Origin of the sequence: Streptomyces sp. NPDC093586 (genome assembly GCF_044764905.1) — a bacterium.
Taxonomy (GTDB): domain Bacteria; phylum Actinomycetota; class Actinomycetes; order Streptomycetales; family Streptomycetaceae; genus Streptomyces.
Genome location: NZ_JBIWJA010000099.1, coordinates 1 through 2029 on the forward strand (window position 1 = coordinate 1; position 2029 = coordinate 2029).

Here is a 2029-nt window from a genome sequence, read left to right on the forward strand (position 1 = left end):
GATGGGTAGGGGAGCGTCGTGTGCCGGGTGAAGCAGCCGCGGAAGCGAGTTGTGGACGGTTCACGAGTGAGAATGCAGGCATGAGTAGCGATACAAACGTGAGAAACGTTTGCGCCGATTGACTAAGGGTTCCTGGGTCAAGCTGATCTGCCCAGGGTAAGTCGGGACCTAAGGCGAGGCCGACAGGCGTAGTCGATGGATAACCGGTTGATATTCCGGTACCCGCTGTGAAGCGTCAAACATCGAATCCAGTGATGCTAAGGCCGTGAAGCCGCCCCGGATCCTTCGGGTGAAGGGGAGTGGTGGAGCCGCCGGCCCGAGCTGGTAGTAGGTGAGTGATGGGGTGACGCAGGAAGGTAGTCCATCCCGGGCGGTGGTTGTCCCGGGGTAAGGGTGTAGCCCGAGTGGTAGGCAAATCCGCCACTCATGCAGGGTGAGACCTGATGCCGAGCCGATTGTGGTGAAGTGGATGATCCTATGCTGTCGAGAAAAGCCTCTAGCGAGTTTCATGGCGGCCCGTACCCTAAACCGACTCAGGTGGTCAGGTAGAGAATACCGAGGCGTTCGGGTGAACTATGGTTAAGGAACTCGGCAAAATGCCCCCGTAACTTCGGGAGAAGGGGGGCCACGTCCGGTGACGAGTCTTGCACTCCGAGCTGGGGGTGGCCGCAGAGACCAGCGAGAAGCGACTGTTTACTAAAAACACAGGTCCGTGCGAAGCCGTAAGGCGATGTATACGGACTGACGCCTGCCCGGTGCTGGAACGTTAAGGGGACCGGTTAGCTCACCTTCGGGTGGGCGAAGCTGAGAACTTAAGCGCCAGTAAACGGCGGTGGTAACTATAACCATCCTAAGGTAGCGAAATTCCTTGTCGGGTAAGTTCCGACCTGCACGAATGGCGTAACGACTTCTCGACTGTCTCAACCATAGGCCCGGTGAAATTGCACTACGAGTAAAGATGCTCGTTTCGCGCAGCAGGACGGAAAGACCCCGGGACCTTTACTACAGTTTGATATTGGTGTTCGGTTCGGCTTGTGTAGGATAGCTGGGAGACTGTGAACTCTGGACGCCAGTTCAGGGGGAGTCGTCGTTGAAATACCAGTCTGGTCGTGCTGGATGTCTAACCTGGGTCCGTGATCCGGATCAGGGACAGTGTCTGATGGGTAGTTTAACTGGGGCGGTTGCCTCCTAAAGAGTAACGGAGGCGCCCAAAGGTTCCCTCAGCCTGGTTGGCAATCAGGTGTTGAGTGTAAGTGCACAAGGGAGCTTGACTGTGAGACCGACGGGTCGAGCAGGGACGAAAGTCGGGACTAGTGATCCGGCGGTGGCTTGTGGAAGCGCCGTCGCTCAACGGATAAAAGGTACCCCGGGGATAACAGGCTGATCTTCCCCAAGAGTCCATATCGACGGGATGGTTTGGCACCTCGATGTCGGCTCGTCGCATCCTGGGGCTGGAGTCGGTCCCAAGGGTTGGGCTGTTCGCCCATTAAAGCGGTACGCGAGCTGGGTTTAGAACGTCGTGAGACAGTTCGGTCCCTATCCGCTGTGCGCGCAGGAGTCTTGAGAAGGGCTGTCCCTAGTACGAGAGGACCGGGACGGACGAACCTCTGGTGTGCCAGTTGTCCTGCCAAGGGCATGGCTGGTTGGCTACGTTCGGGAGGGATAACCGCTGAAAGCATCTAAGCGGGAAGCCTGCTTCGAGATGAGGACTCCCACCCACTTGATGGGGTAAGGCTCCCAGCAGACGACTGGGTTGATAGGCCGGATCTGGAAGCACCGCAAGGTGTGGAGGTGACCGGTACTAATAGGCCGAGGGCTTGTCCTCAGTTGCTCGCGTCCACTGTGTTGGTTCTGAAACCACGAACAACCCCACGTTGTCACAGGCGTGGTGCGGTTGACAGTTTCACAGTGTTTCGGTGGTCATAGCGTAGGGGAAACGCCCGGTTACATTCCGAACCCGGAAGCTAAGCCTTACAGCGCCGATGGTACTGCAGGGGGGACCCTGTGGGAGAGTAGGACGCCGCCGAAC

General features: G+C 57.8%; 2 rRNA genes. Both read left to right on the forward strand.

Annotated features, from left to right (window positions below):
* A 23S ribosomal RNA gene (locus ACIRFH_RS36550) occupies positions 1-1825 on the forward strand; the annotation flags it as partial.
* A gap of 87 nt (positions 1826-1912) precedes the next feature.
* Positions 1913-2029, forward strand: a 5S ribosomal RNA gene (gene rrf, locus ACIRFH_RS36555).